Origin of the sequence: Algoriphagus aquaeductus (assembly GCF_003253485.1) — a bacterium.
GTDB classification, from domain to species: Bacteria; Bacteroidota; Bacteroidia; order Cytophagales; family Cyclobacteriaceae; genus Algoriphagus; species Algoriphagus aquaeductus.
On sequence record NZ_QKTX01000040.1, the window covers coordinates 1 to 1,817 of the forward strand.

A 1,817-nucleotide genomic window follows, 5' to 3' on the forward strand; every position below is an offset into this window, starting at 1 on the left:
GAGGCTGTCTCAAAAGTAGATAGTTTAAAGGCTAGCTGATTTCTCGGCTAGCCTTTCTTGTTTAACTCAAAATGGATATTTTGAGGTGTGCAAAAACAAGACTCGAATATAGTCTTTAAAGACTACACGCCCAACCAGCTGATGCTTCTTCCGCCGAGTTTGGAGGAACTGATTCCAGCCCATCATCCTGCCCGTACCGTCAATTCGGTCATGGATCAGATTGATCTCTCCCCAGTCTTTGTCTACTACTCGCAAAACGGTGCCAGCAGCTACCATCCCCGGATGCTGCTGAAGATTTTGGTTTACGGTTATCTGGAAAACTGCTTTTCCTCGCGTAAACTGGAAAAGGCTACCCGGGAAAACATCGTGTACATGTGGCTTTCTGGGATGCAGCGTCCGGATCACCACACGATCAACCGCTTCCGCTCCGAGCGACTCAAACAGGTCATCGACGATATATTTTCCAAAGTGGTGCTGCTGCTTTACGAAGCGGAGCTTCTGGACATCAAAGAGGTCTATACCGACGGCACCAAGATCGAGGCCAACGCCAACCGTTACACGTTTGTCTGGGGCAAGGCGATCAAAAAGAACACCGAACGGATCAGCAAACAGCTCAAGGAACTCTGGGAATATGCAGGTTCGGTAGCCGCCCAAGAGTTGGACAGCCAAGAGCCGGACTTTATCAATCCCAGTCCTGAGAAAGTGTCCCAGACCGTGGACAAGATCAACCAGGCCCTGCAGGGCAAGTCTGTGGACAAAAAAGTGAAGCAAAAGCTAAACTATGCTAAAAAGAACTGGCCGGCCAAGCTGGAAGAATATGCCCAAAAAGAGCAGATACTGGCAGGACGGAACAGCTACTCCAAAACCGATCCCGATGCCACCTTCATGCGGATGAAGGAAGACCACATGAAAAACGGACAGCTCAAGCCCGCCTACAACCTTCAGCTCAGTACCCACGGACAGTTTGTGGTCAACTACTCTCTGCATCCCAATCCTACCGATACGTTGACTCTCAAGCCTCATCTGGAAAAATACTGTCAGCTCTACGGTTTCTATCCCTCAAATTGCACAGCCGATGCAGGATACGGCAGTGAGGAAAACTACTGCTTCCTGGAAGAAAACCAGATCGAAGCCTTCGTCAAGTACAACTACTTCCACAAAGAACTCCAACAGGAATCCAAAGGGAAGAAAGTCTACGGACTACTCGACAATCTGCATTACGACTCGAAAAACGACCGCTACATCTGTCCTATGGGACAACCGATGGAAAAAAGCGGTAAAAGCACCAGTAAAACATCAACCGGATTTATTCAGCATTATAGCCACTACCGAGCCAAGAACTGTTCCAGGTGCCCACTTGCGGCTGCCTGCCATCCCGGGGAGGGAAACAAAGTCATCAAGGTCAACACCAGACTCAAGCAACAGAAAGCCAAAGCAAAGGAACGGCTAACCTCAGAGCTGGGTATTCAGAAAAGAAAGCAACGGGCCACAGACGTCGAACCGGTTTTCGGACACCTCAAATACAACAAGGGCAGAAGCCGCTTTATGCTCCGGGGTAGCGAAAAAGTAGCCATTGAAACAGGTCTGCTGGCCATTGCCCACAACCTGGCCAAAATGGCGGGGTAAGCCTGCTTTGGGGTAGTTTTTAGCCTCAAAAACGCTTAAAAGCATACCCATGAACGCCTAAAGAAAAAATCAACTCCGTATCCAAAAAAGTGACCTCTGGTCAAAAAAATAGAGACCGAAAATCTAAAATCGGGCTCTATTGCGCAAAAACGGCTGTCCATAAATAGAAAACCTATTTATGAGACAGCCTC

1 protein-coding gene is annotated in these 1,817 nt (G+C 48.5%); it reads left to right on the top strand.

Annotated features, from left to right (window positions below; translation table 11 throughout):
- Positions 1-87 precede the first annotated feature (87 nt).
- Positions 88-1,626 carry an IS1182 family transposase gene (locus CLV31_RS21655; protein ID WP_111395177.1) on the top strand — a complete coding sequence of 513 codons (1,539 nt, stop codon included), beginning with the start codon at positions 88-90 and terminating at the stop codon, positions 1,624-1,626.
- Positions 1,627-1,817: the final 191 nt, after the last annotated feature.